Source organism: Cohnella rhizosphaerae, from assembly GCF_029525575.1.
In the GTDB taxonomy this organism is placed as follows: Bacteria; Bacillota; Bacilli; order Paenibacillales; family Paenibacillaceae; genus Cohnella; species Cohnella rhizosphaerae.
Genome location: NZ_JAPDIA010000008.1, coordinates 505,169 through 523,035, shown reverse-complemented (window position 1 = coordinate 523,035; position 17,867 = coordinate 505,169). Strand labels below are relative to the sequence as shown.

At 60.1% G+C, this 17,867-nt stretch carries 15 protein-coding genes, 5 pseudogenes and 1 riboswitch; of the genes and pseudogenes, 3 read left to right on the top strand and 17 right to left on the bottom strand.

Annotation, left to right across the window (positions count from 1 at the left end):
* Positions 1–197: 197 nt before the first annotated feature.
* The 7 genes and pseudogenes from OMP40_RS40435 to OMP40_RS25745 all read right to left on the bottom strand — a co-directional run bounded on the left by OMP40_RS40435 (position 198) and on the right by OMP40_RS25745 (position 4,987).
* Positions 198–710, bottom strand: a complete 513-nt coding sequence (locus OMP40_RS40435; protein WP_338131236.1) for a TatD family hydrolase — start codon at positions 708–710, stop codon at positions 198–200.
* Positions 670–888: pseudogene (locus OMP40_RS40430) on the bottom strand (TatD family hydrolase); the annotation flags it as partial. The pseudogene OMP40_RS40430 and the gene OMP40_RS40435, both read right to left, overlap by 41 nt.
* On the bottom strand, positions 801–1,661 hold the full coding sequence (locus OMP40_RS25765; protein ID WP_277535655.1) for an ABC transporter ATP-binding protein: 861 nt from the start codon (positions 1,659–1,661) through the stop codon (positions 801–803). The gene OMP40_RS25765 and the pseudogene OMP40_RS40430, both read right to left, overlap by 88 nt.
* The gene (locus tag OMP40_RS25760) at positions 1,658–2,431 is read right to left on the bottom strand and encodes an ABC transporter permease (RefSeq protein ID WP_277535653.1); all 774 of its coding nucleotides are present in this window, start codon (positions 2,429–2,431) and stop codon (positions 1,658–1,660) included. Before OMP40_RS25760 ends, OMP40_RS25765 begins: the two co-directional genes overlap by 4 nt.
* Positions 2,421–2,726, bottom strand: a complete 306-nt coding sequence (locus tag OMP40_RS25755; RefSeq protein ID WP_277535649.1) for a thiamine-binding protein — start codon at positions 2,724–2,726, stop codon at positions 2,421–2,423. The genes OMP40_RS25760 and OMP40_RS25755 overlap by 11 nt, the downstream gene beginning before the upstream one ends.
* Positions 2,727–2,743: 17 nt before the next feature.
* Positions 2,744–3,850 carry an ABC transporter substrate-binding protein gene (locus tag OMP40_RS25750; RefSeq protein WP_277535647.1) on the bottom strand — a complete coding sequence of 369 codons (1,107 nt, stop codon included), beginning with the start codon at positions 3,848–3,850 and terminating at the stop codon, positions 2,744–2,746.
* Between the two features lie 105 nt (positions 3,851–3,955).
* A riboswitch (TPP riboswitch) is annotated at positions 3,956–4,071 on the bottom strand.
* Positions 4,072–4,176: 105 nt separating this feature from the next.
* Positions 4,177–4,987 (bottom strand): annotated as a pseudogene (locus OMP40_RS25745) (phytanoyl-CoA dioxygenase family protein).
* 145 nt (positions 4,988–5,132) lie between these two features.
* Between OMP40_RS25745 and OMP40_RS40425 the strand changes: the two are divergent.
* From OMP40_RS40425 to OMP40_RS25730, 3 genes and pseudogenes are all read left to right on the top strand, one after another.
* Positions 5,133–5,378 (top strand): annotated as a pseudogene (locus tag OMP40_RS40425) (cupin domain-containing protein); the annotation flags it as partial.
* A 16-nt stretch (positions 5,379–5,394) separates the two neighbouring features.
* Entirely contained in the window at positions 5,395–5,988 is a 594-nt protein-coding gene (locus OMP40_RS25735) for a helix-turn-helix domain-containing protein (RefSeq protein WP_277535645.1), read from the top strand.
* A 343-nt stretch (positions 5,989–6,331) separates the two neighbouring features.
* Positions 6,332–7,276 (top strand): transposase, encoded by a 945-nt coding sequence (locus OMP40_RS25730; RefSeq protein ID WP_277535643.1) that lies wholly within the window; start codon positions 6,332–6,334, stop codon positions 7,274–7,276.
* A gap of 621 nt (positions 7,277–7,897) precedes the next feature.
* On the opposite strand, the gene OMP40_RS25725 is transcribed toward OMP40_RS25730, so the two are convergent.
* The 10 genes and pseudogenes from OMP40_RS25725 to OMP40_RS42315 all read right to left on the bottom strand — a co-directional run bounded on the left by OMP40_RS25725 (position 7,898) and on the right by OMP40_RS42315 (position 17,130).
* On the bottom strand, positions 7,898–9,397 hold the full coding sequence (locus OMP40_RS25725; protein WP_277535641.1) for a golvesin C-terminal-like domain-containing protein: 1,500 nt from the start codon (positions 9,395–9,397) through the stop codon (positions 7,898–7,900).
* A complete protein-coding gene (locus OMP40_RS25720; protein ID WP_277535640.1) occupies positions 9,357–10,376 on the bottom strand; it encodes a hypothetical protein in 1,020 nt (339 codons plus the stop codon). Before OMP40_RS25720 ends, OMP40_RS25725 begins: the two co-directional genes overlap by 41 nt.
* 177 nt (positions 10,377–10,553) lie before the next feature.
* Positions 10,554–11,348 (bottom strand): phytanoyl-CoA dioxygenase family protein, encoded by a 795-nt coding sequence (locus tag OMP40_RS25715; protein ID WP_277538031.1) that lies wholly within the window; start codon positions 11,346–11,348, stop codon positions 10,554–10,556.
* 43 nt (positions 11,349–11,391) lie between these two features.
* A complete protein-coding gene (locus tag OMP40_RS25710) occupies positions 11,392–12,192 on the bottom strand; it encodes a type 2 periplasmic-binding domain-containing protein (protein ID WP_277535639.1) in 801 nt (266 codons plus the stop codon).
* A 181-nt stretch (positions 12,193–12,373) separates the two neighbouring features.
* Positions 12,374–12,682 (bottom strand): annotated as a pseudogene (locus tag OMP40_RS25705) (extracellular solute-binding protein); the annotation flags it as partial.
* 25 nt (positions 12,683–12,707) lie between these two features.
* Complete coding sequence (locus OMP40_RS25700; protein WP_277535637.1) at positions 12,708–12,974, bottom strand: hypothetical protein; 267 nt, start codon at positions 12,972–12,974, stop codon at positions 12,708–12,710.
* 87 nt (positions 12,975–13,061) lie between these two features.
* Positions 13,062–13,922, bottom strand: a complete 861-nt coding sequence (locus OMP40_RS25695; protein WP_277535635.1) for a carbohydrate ABC transporter permease — start codon at positions 13,920–13,922, stop codon at positions 13,062–13,064.
* Positions 13,916–14,820 (bottom strand): annotated as a pseudogene (locus OMP40_RS25690) (ABC transporter permease). The gene OMP40_RS25695 and the pseudogene OMP40_RS25690 overlap by 7 nt, the downstream one beginning before the upstream one ends.
* 117 nt (positions 14,821–14,937) lie before the next feature.
* Positions 14,938–16,605: a sensor histidine kinase gene (locus tag OMP40_RS25685; protein WP_277535633.1), complete on the bottom strand. Its 1,668-nt coding sequence runs from the start codon at positions 16,603–16,605 to the stop codon at positions 14,938–14,940.
* A gap of 81 nt (positions 16,606–16,686) precedes the next feature.
* On the bottom strand, positions 16,687–17,130 hold the full coding sequence (locus OMP40_RS42315; protein WP_420872081.1) for a helix-turn-helix transcriptional regulator: 444 nt from the start codon (positions 17,128–17,130) through the stop codon (positions 16,687–16,689).
* Positions 17,131–17,867 lie beyond the last annotated feature (737 nt).

The following is a 17,867-nucleotide window of genomic DNA, read 5'->3' as shown; positions in this document are numbered from 1 at the left end:
CCTGCTTCAATCAAGCCCCATCTATTAAAAAGCAAGCCTTGCGGTCCTTTTGAAGGAAGGACGCAAGGCTTGCTTTTGGCGATGGCAGCGGCCTCATTCGAAACCGTAAAACGCCGCCGTATTGCGGTCGAGCATCCGCTCGGCCGCTTCAGGCGCAAGCCCGCGCAGCGCCGCGATCTCGCGCGCAACCGCAAACGTCATGGCCGGCGTCGTCTCCATCCCCCGCGAACGGACCTTCGAACGGCCAAGGGCCGTCCGTCTCCGCCATCAGCCGGCCGAGCGGATAGGTCGCGGCCAGCTCCCGAATCTCGGGCTCGTACAGCACGTCGGGCGTAATCGAGATAAAAGCAGCCGCGCTCGGCGAGCCGCGCCGTCGTCTCCGGCGAGCCCTTATACCAGTGAAAGTGCGCCCTGCGCACGCCCCGCCGGTCCAGTATGGCAAGCGCCTTGTCCGCGTCCTCATAGACGGCGTGGAGCGCGATCGGCCGGTCCAGCTCGGCGGCAAGACGCACAAAATCGTCGAGCTGCGCGAGGTAAGGCGCTTCGTCGAACGCTTCGCCGCGCGCCTCGGCCTCCGTCCGCGTATAGTACGGCAGGCCGACCTCCCCCGATGGCGAACGCCTCGCCGTCGGCGGCAAGGCTGCGTATCCAGTCGCACAGCCGATCGCGTTCGACCGGCCCGAGCGGCGGCTGCTCGGGATGATGGCCATAGGCGGGCATGATGCGTCCGGGCCGCAAAGCGGCGAGCCTCCGCGTTTCCGCGCAGGAGTCCGGATGCATCGAGACGGCGACGATGCCGCTCACGCCCGCGGCGAACGCTTCGGCGAGCAATGCTTCGCGGCGCCCGGGCGCATATTGGTCGGCGTGCAGATGCGCGTCATAGGCCATGTTCGCCGCCCCCCCCGCTCCAGCAGCGCCAGCACTTCTTCCTTCAGCGCCACGAATGCCGGCTCCTTCCACACATCCGCCCTTCTCGGCCGCTCGAAAGGGACGCGAATCTCCCGCAGCACGGTCGCCGGCGCCTTGGACAGCACGTAGATGCGGTCCGACAGCGTCAGCGCCTCCTCGATGCTATGCGTGACGAACAGCACGGAGCGCCGTTCCTCCTCCCACAGCCGCAGCAGCCATGCCTGCATGTCCGCGCGCGTGAGCGCGTCCAGCGCGGCGAACGGCTCGTCGAGGCACATGACGCCGCGCGGCATGAGCAGCGCACGCAAAAACGACACGCGCTGCTGCATGCCGCCGGACAGCACCCGCGGATACTCGTTCGCCACGTCGCCGAGACCGATGCGATCGAGCCACTTCGCTGCCAGCGCCTCGGCTTGCCTCCGCTCGACGCCGGCCGTCGTCAGCGCGGAGGCGATGTTGGCGCGGACCGACAGCCAGGGAAAAAGCGAAGCCTGCTGCGGCATGTAGCTGATCTGCCCGCGCCGGCCGGTCGTCTCCGCGCCGTCGATCAGAATGCGCCCCGCATCCGGCCGCTCGACGCCGCCGATCAGGCGGAACAGCGTCGATTTGCCGCTGCCTGACGGTCCGAGCAGCGTGACGAATTCGCCGTTTGCGACCGTAAGCGAGATGCCGCCCAGTACGGGATGCGCTTTTTTGCCGCGCGAATATTGATGATGAATATCGATCAGTTCGAGCTTCGCTTGCCCGCTCATCGCGCGCCTCCTTCCCGGCCCGCCGGCCGCCAGCGAACGACGAGCCGCTCGAGCAGCGCCGCGATGCCATAGAACGCCAGCGCCATGCCCACGATGCAGACGATCGCGCCGAATACGCTCGTCGTATCGTAGCCTTTCGACTTCAGCACCAGATAATAGCCGATGCCCTCGCTCGCGCCGAGCCATTCGGCCACGATGGCCGCCGTGATGCTGTACGTCGCCGTGATTTTCAGTCCGGAGAAGAAGTACGGCAACGATGCGGGCAGCTCCAGACGCCGCAGCACCGTGAGCCGGCTCGCGCCGATCATCGCGAGATATTCGCGCAAGTTCGCGTCCGCCTGCCCGAGACCCGTCAGCATCGACCAGGCGATCGGGAAGTAGCAGACGAGCGCCAGCAGCACGAGCTTCGGCGCGATGCCGAAACCGAGCCAGATGATAAGCAGCGGTCCGAGCGCGATGAGCGGAATGTTCTGCGTGATGATGATGATCGGCGACAGCGCCGCCCGGACGACGGGAATGAGGTGAAAGACGATCGCCGACAGCACGCCGAGCGCGATGCCGAGCCCGATGCCCTTCAGGGCAAGCCGAAGGGTCGAGCCGCTCTGCGCGAGCAGCCGGTCGCGCTGCTCCCACATCCGCTCGCCGATATGCAACGGCGACGGCAGCTTATAAGGCTTGATGTGCCATAGATCTACGCAAAGCTGCCACAGGACGATCGCGCCGATCAACGTCGCGACCGGCAGGAGCCACCGCCCGATTTTACTGTCCATCGGGATATTTGCGCAGCAGGTGCGCCATCGAGGCGCCGTCCGAGCCGTGCACGAGCAGCTTGATTTGCGACAGGACGGACGGGCTGCCTTTCACGAACATCGCCCGGTTCATTTCCTTAACGATGTCGAGCAGCCGGTCGAGGTCGCCTTCCATCGTCGTCTCAAGCGGTCCGACGCGGTACGCGACGCCCGAAGCCTTGATGATCTCGATCGCCCGGTCGACGTACAGATGCGTGTCGTCCTCGGGCTTTGCGGCTTTAGGCAAAATTTGAATGCTGAGCAAAGCTTGCGCCATTTCTTAATCCTCCCCGTTCAAGTCCTCGTGCGTCCTTGCATATGATTTAAGGCTTGCGGCAAAAAGTCGTTCGTAAACATCGCGTCATAGTCCAGGTCTTTCGTCAGCAGCTTGTTCTCTTTAAGGAACTCGGCGTAGCCGGACCACACTTCGCGCTTCTGCTCGCCCCATCGAGACGCGTCGTCCTTGTACTTCGGGCTCAGCCAGGCCTGGCTCGCCTTGACGAGATCCGCGTTAAGATCGGGATTGGCCTTGATGAGCATGTCCGCGGCCTCCGAAGGATGGTCGATCGCGTACTGATAGCCTTCCGACGCCCCTTCGACGAATGCGCGGACGACGTCCGGCTTGTCCTTGATCATTTTTTCGCTCGTCGTCAGCACCGGCGTGTAATAATCCAGCCGCTTGTCGAAATCCGAGAGGTAAACCATGTTGAGCTTGATGCCGCGCTGCTCGGCTTCGATGCCGGTCCAGGCGTAGAAAATCCATTCAAAGTCGATATCCTTCTGAACGGCGGTGAAAAAGTCGGCTGTACCCGCGTTGACGAACTTGACCTTGTTCACGTCGGCGCCCTGCTTCAGCATCATCGAGCCGATGACGGCCTGTTCCGCCGGCGACCCCCATCCGCCGTAGCTGTGGCCTTCGAAGTCTTTGGGCTCCTTGATGTTTTTGTCCGCCGGCGAGGCGAAACCCGACGTGTTGTGCTGAATGATGGCGGCCAGAGAGACGATCGGCATATCATTCTCCCGCGCCAGGGTAAGTCCCTCCTGCGCGCCCACGCCGAAGTCCGCCGCGCCCGTCGCGACCATCTGGTCCGCGCCGCTCTCCGGCGGCAGCACGATCTCGACGTCGAGGCCGCGCTTTTTCCAATAGCCTTGGTCGGCCGCGACGTACAAGCCCGTATGGTTCGTGTTCGGCGTCCAGTCGAGCACGAGCTTTACCTTGCCGAGATCGGCTGCATGGCCGCCCGAGGCGGATGCCGAAGCGGAACCCGGCGCGCTCGGCGAAGCCGCGGCCGAACCGCTGCCTCCCTCGTTGTTCCCGTTCCCTCCGCAGCCCGCCAGGATCAGCAGCGCCGCGACCGCCGCCGCGACCTTGCCGCGCCAGCTTTTGCCTAACATACCCATTTGTCTCTACTCCCTCTCCATGCCGTCCGGCACGCAGACATTCAAAAAACGCCCCCCCGTATACGGAGGGCGTCCTTAATAAACATGGACAAAACGCGCGAATCCGATTCGCGCTTCCCGCCTCCCTACGCTGGTACTAACCAGATCAGGTTAAAGGGTCTGCATCGTCGATGACGGGATGCACTCTCAGCCGGCCTTACCCAGCTCCCCCCGGGGTTTGTTCGATTGTCGACGTACTTGTCGGCGTTAATTGATAACGCTCCTCATTATAGCAGAAGATCGGATTCTGTCCAGCAATTGCCGGTCCGACATCCGTCCCCGATTCCTCAATGCGGGTATAACGTCTCGAATTCGACGCCGCACGGCCCGCCGTCCGCATTCGGCTCCAAATCGACTTCCGTCCCGTCGGCATGATAGAGCGGACGATAATGTTGGCCGATGCGCGTCGCGGACGCATTCGCGTAGTGGCAGATGAACGCGCGGCGGAAGCGATCCTTCGTCTTGTTCCGGTACGATCCGTGAATCAGATTGCCGTTAAAAAACAGTACGTCTCCCGCTTCCATGACGACGGGCATCGCTTTTTGGTCCTTCGGCGGCTTCACGAAGTGGGTCGTGAACGACTCCTTCGCATCGGCGCGCTCGGGACAGACGATCTCGTAATCCTGCGTTTTCGGCACGACCAGCATCCCGCCGTTCTCCTCGTCCGCCTCGTCGACGGCCGTCCATGCGGCGATGCAATTGCCGGGCTCCACCTTCAGGTAGAAGTTGTCCTGATGCAGCGCCTGGCCTTTGGCGCCGGGAGGCTTGTAGTAAAACATGCTTTGCGCGGCAAGCGGCGGCTCCTCGTACAAATCCTCCAATACGGCTAGCACCGGCCGATGCAGCATGTATCGTTTCGCCGTTTCGTTGAAACGGTGCGGGTGCATCACCCTCGGATACCGCTTCAGCGGATCGTCGTCGCCCGCGGCCATGTCCGGGTCGTAATAGCCCGGCACCCCAGTGCGGCCGATTTCTTCGAAAGTGTCCTTGATTTCCTGAAGCTGCTGCGGGTCGTACAGCCCCTTTTACGATCAGAAAGCCTTCCCTGCCGAACTTATCTTTTTGCTCCGCGGTCAAGCTTTGAAGCGCTTGCGACATGTCTTCTCCTCCTCCGAAACGATTATGCCGGCCTTCCGGTCCTGCAGGTCCAGTATATTTTTTTCGCTCGCGGCCGGGGAGTAGCAATCCTGCTTTTCGCTCACACGATTCTGCTGACCGCTGGATTTGAGCCGCGACGCGCGCTATGCTGTTAGTAAACGACAGCGGCTGGGAGAGAACATCTGTGGAAAAATACAACGAACCGGCTCAATCTAGCGAATTGACTTCCGGCATTATTCTGGCTGGACATTTTCAAGTCGACGACAGCTACATGACCAACCGGCCCGGGGGGATGGAAGATTGGCTGATCGCCTATACGCTTGACGGCAGCGGCTACTTTACGGTTCCGGGCGAAAAGAAAACTTGCGCCGGCGGCGACATCGTTCTGGTGCGCGCGGGTACGCCACATGCGTACGGGACGACGAGAGGGGGAGGCCTGGAACTTCGTATGGGCGCATTTCTCTCCCCGCTCGATCGGGGAAAAGCTGCTGCCGGACGAGCCGTTGTCCTTGCAAGCGTTGGAGCCCGGTTCCGTGCAAACGAGAATATACGAGGCTTTTCGCAGAATCCTGTTCGATTCGCGAGAAAGGAGCGAGTACTGGCACGATCTGTGCCTGAATTCGCTCCGGGAAATCTTAATGCTGCTGGCAGAGCGGCAAAGCCGGAAGCTGGATCCGCGGGTCGTGGAAGCCATGCGATTTTTGTCGGAGCACATGCGCAGCCCAATTCAAATCGAAGCGCTGTCGAAGGAGATCGGACTGTCTCCCTCCCGTTTGTCGCACTTGTTCAAGGAACAGACGGGAGTGTCCGTCATCGATGCGCTCAACCGGATGCGTATCCGGCAAGCCACGCTTCTCCTTGCGCACACGGATCGCAGCGCCTCGGAGGTAGCCTACGACGTCGGTTTCCACAACTACAACCACTTTATGAATCAATTTCGCAAATGGACGGGAACGAACCCGAGCGCATTCAGGAAGCAGGATCGAACGGACGGCGTATGAGTCTGCAGCAAGGGGAAGCGGCAAAAAAAGAGCGGACGGTTCCGCTCTATTTTGTCATACGCGTGTCTTGCTTGACCTCAGCCATCGCGCCGGGGCTTCGAGCTTCCCAAGTGAGCTTGTGATGGAGACATATACCTGTCTCCGCGACGTTTTAACGATATCCCCTTCGGCAAGGATGGGCAATTTCGGCGAATGTCAAAGGTTTTACTCGCTTCGCGTCCAATGCCGCCACCTCCCCTTCCCCGATGCTCCGATTAAAAATACCCTTTCTTTAAAAAATCGCTTTACCATCCATCCGGCTTTTGTTAAAATAGGAACATACGTTCTAATCGGAGGGATCGCCATGCCCAGCCGTATTTCGATACGGGATTCTTTGCCCGTCTATAAGGAGGACGACTGCGAGGGCGCTCTTTTCGCTGCAAAATGGCCGCACGGCTTCCGCTGTCCCCGCTGCGCGCATCCCTGCTACTATGGGGTGTCGTCACGCAACCGGCGGCTTTTTGAATGTCGCTGCTGCCGCCATCAGACCTCGCTGACGGCCGGCACGGTGCTTGAAGGCTCGCGCACGCCGCTAACGAAGTGGTTCCAAGCGATGTACCTGATGCAGATCGGCATCAGCGCCAAGCTTCTGGCCGAACTGATTCAGGTAACTTATAAGACCGCGTGGCTGATCAATCATAAGCTGCGTCACGCCATTGGCCAGTGGGATCGGGACCGCCCGCTCGACGGGGCCGTTCAACTCCTTGGCGAATATTACGGCTACGAATACCAACGTCAGCTTGGCGGCCCCAACGCCCAAGGGACGCTGAAGCCCCAGCCGGTCATGGCAGGCGCCTCCATCGACGAGACCGGACAGCTTGTCCAGCTCAAAATAAAAGCGGTCGACGGACCCGAAGGGGACGATATGGCCGGAAGAGACGTGACCGACGGCGAAGAAGCAGCAGAGCGTTTTGTACAAAAACATGTCGCTGGCGGGCTCGCAGCAGGATCTGCTACGATGCTCCCGAGCGGCCATCATGGACGCACGGCGCTCCATCTCGCTTGGCGGGACGCTGTACGGTGGCTATCCTGGACGTTCGGCGGGATCGGCCCCAAGCATCTGCAAGCTTATTTGAACGAGTTCGGATTTCGCCTATCTTCCCGCTCCGCGCTGCTTGCCGATCTTATCGAATGCTGCGGCTCGTATCGTAAAATTACATATCGAGGTCTGGTAGGCACTAGATCGGGCATTCGTCCGTTAATGTGGCGATATAGGGGTCATGCGCGACATGAACGCGGTGCCGGATGAACGATAAATAAGTCTCCCTTCTTACCCTTGCCCTCTGTTTCAACTCCGCATGAAAGATCCGGCGCCCTGCTTAGCTCCCGCCCTACGGAAGACGGTTTTCTAGTCCCGTCCTGCCTACCGAGAGAGCTTCTTCGTCCTGTATCCGTAGAGCGACTCGCCGTCCTTTCTCCCTGGAACGACTCGCCGTCCTTTCTCCCTGGAACGACTTGCCGTCCCCTCTCCCTAGAACGACTTGCCGTCCTCTCTCCTTGGAACGACTCGCCGTCCTGCCTACCGAGAGCGATTCGCCGTCCTGCCTATCCGAATAAGCACGTCTTCAACCTGACGCACGGGGATATCGTTCAAACGCGGCAGGAGGACATATACGCTCTCCGAAGGCACTTCCGACAATTGTAGGGAATGGGCGGCAACGCAACTTGCTTATGCGACGAAAAAGCAGCCGGTTCGTCATCCGGCCGCTCCTTCCTGCTGCGCTTATAGCGCCTTCGCCCATTTCCGCAAAATGTCGGCTTGCTCGGCCGTCATTTTTTTTGCCGGAGAGCGCGGACACCGATTGATCGTACGGTTTCAAAATCCCGTACTTGGCGGCTTCGTTGCCTCGCTCCTCCGCTTGCTCCGACTTTAGTTGGATCTCGCATGCGTGGCGCCGAACGGATCCGCGGAAGCTAACGAGAATTTTACGGCGTCTGCGATCGTATACTCTGTTGTGGAAGTCGACTTGATTTTTACATATTGATTCGTCCCGGCTTCGAACGGATAGGTACCGATGAACACCCATAGATTGCCGTTCGTCTTCTGATTCACCGTCTTGGTCGTATCGATCCCGCCGTCGTACCCGATCTCCAGGCTCGCGGAGGCGGCGCGGTCCGCGCTAGCGTTCCACACCATATAGACGTTGTACTCTCCCGGGACCGTGACGTTCGGCGTCCACGTCGCCTGCTTGTTCGCCAATTTATTGCTGTGGACGTAGTCTGCGCCGAAGCGAGCTGCGGAGTAGGTGCTGGTCACCCAGCCCGCGTCTGCGGCAAATTCGGCGTCCCGATTGTCGACGATGATGTCCAACGGCTCCTCCGGCTCCGTCGGAACTTCGGCATCCGCGTGAACGGCCTCAAGGCCGGCATTGGTCGTTTTCATGACCGCGATCATATCGGCATACGGCTGATCCTGCTGGTTGAGCAGGCCGATGTTGAAATTTTCGCCGTCCTTCCTACCGGTTACGGCTTGATCGTAGTAGGAAAACCACCCGGAGCCGACGAACAGCGGGTTGCCCAGCTGCCCTTCCGTGAACGCCTTGTAGCGGAGCCCGCGGTCCGCGACGGTTGGAACGTGCGTCGCTCCGTTTACTGCGGACAGACCGTGCTCGGTCGTGCTGAACGTGTACTCGAGATTAAGCAGCGGTTTGCCGAACGCCTGGTACCGCGCGATCCAATTCGGATCGTTCGTATAGTTGTCGACCGAGAATGCGTCTACGAATTCCATCGACGCCGCATCCCAATCGAGGCTCGTGCGCCAGGTAGGCACGATCGACGAGCCGAGCAACAAATGGTTCGTATCGTAGCGGTCGATAATCGTGCTGATCGTGGAATAAAACGTTCTGGACGCCAGCTGGATATAAGCCGATACGTCTGCGGCGGGCACTTTGGACAGCGAAATCGGAACCGCTTTCAAAGCTTCGAAAGAAGCCGCGTTCGTTCCCAAAATTTGATTGGCCTCCGCAAGATTCCCGTTATGCCGCTCCGCGAACAGGTCGACGAAGCTTCCCTTCGCGGGCGACTCGGCGCCGAAGGCCAGCACCTTCGCGACGATGTCGGAGCTCCAGCCCGCTTCGTTGTCGTACGTGTAGCCGATGAGCCACGGATCGCTCGCCGCCGCTTCAAGCTGCGGCTGAAGCGAAGCCTCGATGATCGATTCGGCCTGCGGATCGAACACGTCGTACGTCCAATCGATTCTGCTTAGCGTCGGCGGGTCCTGCAGCACCATGATATAAGGAAACGTCACTGTATTGGGCTTCGACCACTTGCTGAACGCGTTGAACCCCCAATCGATGAGCCGCTTTTTCGTGATGTCCTCCCATTTCGCTTCATAATCGCTGCCGTATTTTTTCATAATATTGGCCGTCAAAAAAGCTGACCCGCTCGCCGTTGGCGTCATTGGAATACGCTTCTGCATAGACGTTCGGGTCGGGGAGCTCCTCGAACACCCTTCGCGGCGTGCCGTCCGTCTTCTTGAGCGGCGTCCCGTAGCCCCACTCCCAGATGCTGGCGGTATCCACGCCCTTTAATATAAAGGGGTACCCGTCCGGCGTAATAAACCACCAAATGCCGTCGATCTGCTGAAGCCTGAAGTAACCGCTGGCGGTCTGCTGCCCCATCGCTTTAAGCCCGCCGTACGGATCGTAGACGTTCGAATCCAGCTCGACGCCCGCGAGCGCGGCGGCTTCCGTCGCATACTCCTGCTGCAGCTGCGTGTCCGTCGTCACTTTACCCGGCCAATCCTCGTAAATCCATTGTCCGTACCGGTCCGCCATCAGGCCGTCCTTTTTCATTTCCGCCTGCAGCTCGGAAGCGGTCAGCGCCGGCCCGGGGTTCGTCCCTTCGTCTCCGACGCCCCGGTAAATCTGTACCTCGCTCAGTGGAATGTGCTGATACGCATGCGACCGCTTCATGTCGATGACGATAAACCGGGCGACGGCGTCGTGCAGCGGAAATTCGACGGCGTAATTGAGCGCGGTCCCGGTTCGGACATGCTTGCCCGCCAAATAGTAGTAGTCCGTATTTGCCTCGGAACGATATTTGACGGTCATCTCCTTAAAGCCCCAGTAGCTGTTCGGAGAATTCATGACGACGTTGATCCGGTCGAGCGGATAGTCCTTTAGCAGATCGAATACGACCTGCACCGTGCCGGGCAAGCTGCCGTTACCCATCCATCCCGCATACGTCGTCGTCGACCCGTCGAGCAGCTTGCCCGTCTGGGCGGACACGATCCCCGTCGCGTTGTAGTCCGGGGAGCTGCCCGCGTTCGGCGCGAGACTGAAATAATAGTTGCCGGTTCGCAGCAAAGCCCCCCGGTTGTTCGCCATGCGCGCGAGCGGCCGGAACAAGCCATGCGGCTGCCAATACGAAAGCCAGGAGGAGCGGCCAAAAACAAAACGGATGCCGGGTTTCCAAGGTGTATTCGCCTCCTTATGGTCGTTTGCCTATTCGATAAAAAAAGAAAGCACCGTAGACGGGATTCGTCTGCAGTGCTTTCCGCGGATTAAACAGCGTGAGATTCCAATTCAGACCTGGTACAGCGCCTTGAGCGGCACCATGGATTGTTGCGGGACGTAGTATTTGAACTTGTCGTCGCTGATGTCTCCGAGCAGCTGTCGCCGGATCGGGTCCGCGCCTTTGAGCAGCTTCGCGGAAGCTTGATGGTAATCGATCGGCCGCATCCAGAGCGGACTGTAGCCCATGAACAGCTGCCGTCGGGTAAACGATGACGTATTCGGCGCGCCGGCGTGCCAGACGTTTTGCGCGAACAGGAATACGTCTCCCGGCTTGCCGCACAGTTGCAGTTCGTCCGCGAGCGCGACGTTGACGTCGGTTTGGTTCGGGTTAAAGGGCTTTCTGTGACTGCCCGGGATGAGCTTCGTATTGCCGCGGTTCGGCTCCGACATGTCGCTCAGCACGTAGCAGGCCTTAATATAGTACATCGCGGTCAGTCCGTTCGTCTTCGGAAACTGCGGATGCGGACCGTCCTGGTGCCAATCGATAAAGCTGTTCGTCGTCGTCTTTTTCAGCTCGGGATTCGGCTTCCTCACCGTCAGATGCGAGATATGAAGCTGAATGTTGTACCCGAGCAGATTCACGACCAGCGGCAGCACCGTCGGCTCGTCGATCAGCGACAGAAATTCAGGGTGACGCTCCACGCTGTTATAAATATTGTAGGACAGACTCTCCTCTTCCTCCGCCAAAACGGCGTCAACCGCCTCGTTCAGCCGCCGCACCCGATCCTCGCTTAATACGCCGGTCAGCTGCAGGTAGCCTTGCTCCTCGAACTGCTTTTTCAGCGCCGGTATGTCCAGTTGCATGCGGTCGGTCTCGTTGCTCACTTCGCCTGCACCTCCGTTCTTTTTATTTGCTTCCGTAGCCGAGCGCGGTAAGCTGCTTCTCGGCCGCGTCCATGAACAGCTTATACTTCATCGTCGTTTCGAGCGTTTTCAGGAACTTGTCGTATTCGCCCAAATCCCGCTGCCCGTACGCGAACTTCGCCAGCTCCTCCTTGATATACCGGTCCGCGTCGGAGGCGACGTAGCCCTCCGGCAGATCGACGAAGCCATTCAGCGTCTGAATGCGCGGCTGGTCGCCCGCGAACTTGATAAATTCGGCCTGCGGCACGAATTTCGTCTGCAAATAGGACAGTTCCGGACGGCCGGTGAACTGGTACAGCCACGAATAGCCGACTTCGCCCGCCTTATCCGTCATGACGATTTTGTCGCCGTCCTTCGTGAAGTGCGTGCCTTCGACGCCGAACTGCACGAGCAGCGATCCGGTCTTCGGATCGGACACGTAGTTCAACAGATCGAATACGCGCTGCAGCTTCTCCGGATCCTTCTCGAGCGCCTTCGGAATCGCGTACCGTCCCGGCGTATTGCCGATCTCCCAGGAGCCGTCGAACTTCCCGGCCGGGCCCGCCGGGGGCTCGATCTGAATCCATTCCGCCTTCGGATTGACGGCTTTGATCTGCTCGATCATGTTTTCCTTCGTCATGTTCGGCCAGTCGATCCAGACGATGCCGGCCTGGCCCTTGAACGCCTTCTCCTGATGCTGCAGCGCCGTGTTGGCGAGCAGCTCCGGATCGACGGCGCCCGTCGCGATCATGTCCTTGATGAAGGTGAGCGCATCCTTCATGGCCGGGTCGTACAGCGCGTTCACGAGCTTGCCGTCCTTCTCGTAGACCGTGCCCGGCGTGCCGACGCCGAAGGCGCCGAATACCGGCGCGAATGCCCCGTTCAGCTCGGCCCCCCGTCAGGCCGAACGTATCCTTCTTGCCGTTCTGGTCCGGATCGTCGTTCGTGAAGGCGACGGCGACGGCCTTCAGGTCTTCAATCGTTTTCGGCACCTCCAGCTTCAGATTGTCGAGCCAGTCCTTGCGGATGAAGTACGTATTGTAAGGAATTTGCGAGCTTTTGGAGATCGCGAATATTTTCCCGTCGACCGCCCCCTTCTTCACGTTTTCCTCGCCGATAAAATCGGTCGCCTGCTTCAGACGGTCCATATAGGGCGTCAAATCCAGAAGCAAGCCCTGCTTGGAAAATTCGATCAGCTGCTGCCGGTCGAGCGCGAACAGATCCGGGAAGTTGCCGGAGGCCATCCGGACGTTTAGTTGGTTTTTGTAGTCGTCGCCCGAGGCGTAGACGGTCAGGTTAAAGTCGACGTTAAGCGCTTTGTCAAGCTCCTTCTTGATGACGTCCTGGTCCGGAGCGGGCAGATTGTTGCCGGTCTCGATGACCTCCAGCTTGATTTTTTTTGCCGGATTCGGCGCTCGCTTGCGGCGTATTGGTCTCCGTGCCGGCCGGCGACGAAGCCGAAGACGAGCCGGATGGCGACGAGGAGGCCTCGTTGCCGCCTCCGTTGCCGCAGCCTGAGACGACGGCGCCGAGCAGCGCGACTGACATGAGGAGCGCGGACGTTCGTTTGATCGAATTCGAGGACATGGCGTACCCCTTTCATACCCTGTATTGGAGCGGCCTTCTATCGTCCGGCCTATGGCCGTCCGCGGGCCAATTCACCCTTTAATCGAATCACCCTTTGATCGAACCGAGCAGCATGCCTTTGGTAAAGTATTTCTGGATAAACGGATAGACGACGAGCACCGGCAGGCTGGCGATCATGACGGCGGCCATTTGCAGCGTCTGGGTGGGCGTGATATTGTCGGCGTTTTCGAGCGTCTGCTGGCTCTGCATGAGAATCTCGCGCACGATCACCTGAAGCGGAAACAGCGTCCGGTCGGTCACGTAGAAGATCGCCTGGAAAAACTCGTTCCAGTGGCCGACGAGGTAAAACAAACCGATCGTCATGATCACGGGAACCGACAGCGGCGTCACGATTTGAAACAGGATGCGGAATTCCTTCGCCCCGTCGATGCGGGCGGATTCGAACAACTCCTCGGGCAGGCCCTCGAAAAAGCTTTTCATGATCAGGACATTAAAGCTCCATATCGCGTTCGGCAAAATCATCGCCCAGATGGAATCGATCAGCCCGACGGACTTGACGATCAGGTAGGTCGGAATGAGGCCGCCGCTGAAAATCAGCGTGAACACGATCATGAGCAGGAATATCCGGCGGCCCGGCAAATTTTTGCGGCTGAGCGGGTACGCCATCAGTCCCGTCAATATCAGGTTGACCGCGGTGCCGACGACGGTGATGAGCACTGTGATTTTAAACGCCTGCGGCAGATTCGACTGCGTCAGCAGCGTCCTGTAGGCCGACAACGTGACGTCCCTCGGAATGAGAATAAACCCGCCGTTGCGAAGCACCTCTCCGAAAGGCGTGATCGATACGGAGACGACGTACAGGATCGGGAAGATGGCCAGCAGGGCGCAAAAGACGAGCACGGCGTAGACGAAGACGTTGAACAGCCGGTCTTCCAAGCCCTTTACCATATCCCTTCCCCCCATCTCTTGGCCACGTTGTTGGCAAACAGGACGAGCGCCATGCCGATCAGCGATTTAAACAGCCCGACGGCGGAGGCGAGGCTGAAATTCAGCTGCTGCAAGCCGGTCCGGTATACCCAAGTGTCCAAGATGTCGGCGACCGGGTACACCTGGATGTTGTAGAGAATGTAAATCTGATCGAAGCCGGCGTCGAGCAGATGCCCGAGCTTTAAAATAAAGAGCAGGACGATGACGCTGCGAATGCCGGGAATCGTAATATGCCAGATCATCCGCAGCCGGCTCGCGCCGTCCACCCGGGCCGCTTCGTACAGCGTCGGATCGATGCCCGCGATCGCTGCGAGATAGATGATCGCGCCCCAGCCGAGATTTTGCCACACCTCCGAGCCGACCAGGACGCTGCGGAACGTAGCGGTCGACGTCAGGAACGGGTAGGAGCTGCCGCCGGCCTCCACGATCCAGCGGTTCACGATGCCCCCCGTTTTGCGAGAACAGCGCGATCAGAATGCCGAAAATGATCACCCACGATAAAAAGTGCGGCATATAGGTGAGCGTTTGCACGATGGAGCGGAGCCAGCGGATCCGGCATTCGTTGAGCAACAGGGCGAGCAGAATCGGCGGGACGGTGCCCCAGACGAGCTTGTATAGGCTGATCAGCAGCGTGTTCCGGAGCAGCTCCCCCGAAGTAAGGCGATTCGTAAAACGTCTGGAAATGTTTGTACCAGGGATTCGCCCAGGGGCTGCCCAGAATGCCGTCCATGATCGAGAAATCCTTGAACGCGATCACCATGCCGTACATCGGAAAGTACCGGAAGACGAGATAAAAGATTACGCCGGGCAACAGCATCACATAAAAGGGCCAGTATTTGCGCAAGGCGGCGAGTGCCATACTTTCCTCCTTTCAGGTTGTTCGGCTTGAATGTAAGCGTTATCTGCATTCAGTGTATGACAGACTCGGCCACGCCCGTTATGCGCAATTCCCGTTAAAATGTTCGATTTTCCAACCCTACATAGGCTGGGATAGCGGCAGCTCCACGCGCACGACCGTGCCTACGCCCTTCCGTCCGCCGATGCGCAGGCCGTACGGCTCGCCAAAGTGGATGCGAATGCGTTCGTGGACGTTCGCGAGGCCGATGCCGGTAAAGGCGTGCCGCGAAGGTTCGGCCGCCTGCTTGCGGTACACGTCCCGAATGTCGTCGCGGCTCATGCCGACGCCATCGTCGCGGACGTACAGGCGCAGCCTGCCGTCGCGAACGCCGCCCGTTACGACGACGGTGCCTCCGCCCTTGGGCGCGAGTCCGTGGAACAGCGCGTTTTCGACGAGCGGCTGCAGGGTCAGCTTGAGCAGGCGCAGCTCTAGCAGCTGCGGCTCGATCTCGATCCGGCAGCCGTACTTGGCGCCGTATCGGACTTGCTGGATGTGCATGTACATCCCGAGGCCTTCGAGCTCCTCCTCCAGGGCGACGAACTCGCCCTGCCTGTCGAAGCTGAAGGTGAGCAGGCCGACCAGCGACCGGATCGTCTGCCGGACGTCGTCGATCCTCCGCTGCTTGGCCAGGCTGCTGATGCAAGCGAGCGTATTGTACAAAAAATGGGGCGCGATCTGGCTGCGCAGCATCTTGAGCTCGTATTCTTTCTTTTTTTCCTCCGCGCGCTTCGTCTCGTGAAGCAGATGCTGGATGCGCGCCAGCATCGCGTTGAAGCTGCTCGCAAGCTTGCCGATCTCGTCGCGGCGGTCCTCGGGCAGCTTGGAGACGACCTGAAAGTCGTGCAGCCGGTCCATCTTGTTCACGAGTCCGCGGATCGGCCGGGTCAGCGTCCGCGACAGCATGAGAGCGCTGAAAAGCAAGATGACGACCCAGAGCACGGTCGCATTGCGATAATTGCCGTAGAGCGGCTGCAAATCCTTGTAAAAGCTATCCTCGGGGATAAAAGCGATAAGCGACCAGCCGAGCCGGTTTTTCGCCGATTTGACGGCGATGAGCCGCTCGCCGTTTACGTTCATGCTGTCCGCTCCGGTTTTTAAGCCTGGCAGCTTGGCCGTAAAATCGGGAAGCAGCTCTGGCGGATAGGTGCCCGGCATGACGGGAAGCAGCCGTTCGCCGGCCTCCATCCGGTTGATGACGTTTCCGCTGGCGGTCACAAGCGTGAACGATTGATAGATGAGGGGGGGGGAGATGCGGGAAACAAGCAGATCGAGTCCCAGCTCGGCGACGATGACGCCCCGCACCTCGTTGTTCCGGTCTTTGACCGGCATCATGTATGCGAGCGTGCGCCCGGACAGCGGGGATACGTACGGCTCGCTGACCTGGATCGAGCCGTAGTTGCCCAGCGCCTGCGCGTACAGCTCCTCTAGATGGGGATTGCCGATAATGTCGTAATTGACCTGGGTGTTGGAGAACACCTTGCCGTCGCTCCGCACGAAGTATAACGTCCGGACGACGGAGCTGTTGTAGTCGGCGAAGCTTTGCAGCGTTCGGACGGCCTCCGGGTCGTTGCCGTCTTCCTCCAGCAGATCCTGTCTCGTCGAGAGCAGGAGCAAGATGTTCTCGACGTTGTCCAGCGTCGCATCGATGTATTGGTTCGTCCTCGCCACGAGCAATTCCGCGTCCTTCGTGACCTGATCCTTGAGCAGCGCCTCCGCTTCGTTCAGATTGCTCCACGCCAGTAGCATAAAAAGAAGCAGCGTGACCATAAACAAATAAAAAAAACTGCTTCGTCGCGATTCCCAAACGGCCAAGCCGTCCGATGAGCTTCATGTTCGGCGCTCCCTTTCGTCTTCGCTATGCTCCGCCGGATAGGCCAGGCGCTTCACGTCGCTAGGCGCCGCCCCCGCCCAGTTGCGGAACGAGGACGTAAAGTAGCGGTAATTCGGAATGCCTACCGCGTCCGCGACCTCGTAAACTTTCATGTCCGTCTCCCGCAGCAGCTTCAGCGCCTTTTCCATCCGAAGCCGCAGGACGAGCTGGTGCACCGACTCTCCGGTCTCCTCCTTGAACAGCCTGCCGAAGTATTCGGCCCCGAGGCCGATTCGCCGGGCGACGATCGGCAGCGACAGCGGCTCCCGCAGATGCGCTTCGATCCAGCGCCGCGCCTCGACGATCTCCCTGCGCGGCCCCGCCTTGGGCGCGGCCCGCACGATGTCGGCCCACCTGGCTTCGAGCTCCCCCCCAGTCCGAAGCGCCGACGAGCTCGGCATGGGGATCGGGACAGCCCGGTCGCGATCGAGACAGCCATTCGGAGGTCCAGTCCGCGAGCCAACGCTTCAGCGCTGGGGGACGAAAGCGGCGCTCGGCGCACCAAGGCGCCACTTCGCCTTGCATCGCCTGCAGGAGGCGGTCGGCGTTCATGCCGGCTTGGCCGAGCAGGCCGGCCAGATGACGCCGGTGCGCGGGCTCAAGCTCGGACAGCGGCCCAGGCGCCCCGATTCTGATGCGCGGCGACGGAGCCGCGTCGTAAAAGTCCGCCTCCTGCCAGCCGGACGCAGCCTCGAGAATGGTCCAAACGTCCGTACGGCTCCCGGCCAGGTCTCCGACCGTCGCGGACAAAGCGACGCCTTGCCGCTCGATCGGCTGCGTCCCCTTGTTCTCCGCTTCGGCTAGCAGCGCGTCAAGCAGCCGTTCGAGGCGCGGCCTTACCGCCTCCGGCTCCGCGGCTTCCGAGAACCAGACGGCGTATTCGCCGCCCCTCATCGGAAACCAGGCCTTGCAGGACGGCGTTCGCCGTTCGAATTCGAGCAAGCCGTCCTGAACGGCTTCCTGCGCGAGCCGGAGCTCGTCCTCCGGCGCCGTCAGCCGAAGGAGTACGAATCGCAAAGTCAGCGGGTCGTCCGCGAAGCCCAGAAGCCGCCAGTCGTCGGCGGAAAGGTCCGATTGCGCTGGCGGACGCCCTTTGCCGGCTGCCGCGCGATGCGCCTTCAGCCGCGTCTCCAATCTT

Coding starts and splice junctions, on each gene's coding strand:
- OMP40_RS25730 (WP_277535643.1), top strand. CDS start 6,332: ATGCCCAGCCGTATTTCGATACGGGATTCTTTGCCCGTCTATAAGGAG.
- OMP40_RS25695 (WP_277535635.1), bottom strand. CDS start 13,922: ATGGTAAAGGGCTTGGAAGACCGGCTGTTCAACGTCTTCGTCTACGCC.
- OMP40_RS25755 (WP_277535649.1), bottom strand. CDS start 2,726: ATGGCGCAAGCTTTGCTCAGCATTCAAATTTTGCCTAAAGCCGCAAAG.
- OMP40_RS25715 (WP_277538031.1), bottom strand. CDS start 11,348: ATGCAACTGGACATACCGGCGCTGAAAAAGCAGTTCGAGGAGCAAGGC.
- OMP40_RS25700 (WP_277535637.1), bottom strand. CDS start 12,974: ATGTCCTCGAATTCGATCAAACGAACGTCCGCGCTCCTCATGTCAGTC.
- OMP40_RS25760 (WP_277535653.1), bottom strand. CDS start 2,431: ATGGACAGTAAAATCGGGCGGTGGCTCCTGCCGGTCGCGACGTTGATC.
- OMP40_RS42315 (WP_420872081.1), bottom strand. CDS start 17,130: ATGCCGAGCTCGTCGGCGCTTCGGACTGGGGGGGAGCTCGAAGCCAGG.
- OMP40_RS25735 (WP_277535645.1), top strand. CDS start 5,395: ATGCGTACGGGACGACGAGAGGGGGAGGCCTGGAACTTCGTATGGGCG.
- OMP40_RS25765 (WP_277535655.1), bottom strand. CDS start 1,661: ATGAGCGGGCAAGCGAAGCTCGAACTGATCGATATTCATCATCAATAT.
- OMP40_RS25750 (WP_277535647.1), bottom strand. CDS start 3,850: ATGGGTATGTTAGGCAAAAGCTGGCGCGGCAAGGTCGCGGCGGCGGTC.
- OMP40_RS40435 (WP_338131236.1), bottom strand. CDS start 710: ATGGCCATCATCCCGAGCAGCCGCCGCTCGGGCCGGTCGAACGCGATC.
- OMP40_RS25685 (WP_277535633.1), bottom strand. CDS start 16,605: ATGCTACTGGCGTGGAGCAATCTGAACGAAGCGGAGGCGCTGCTCAAG.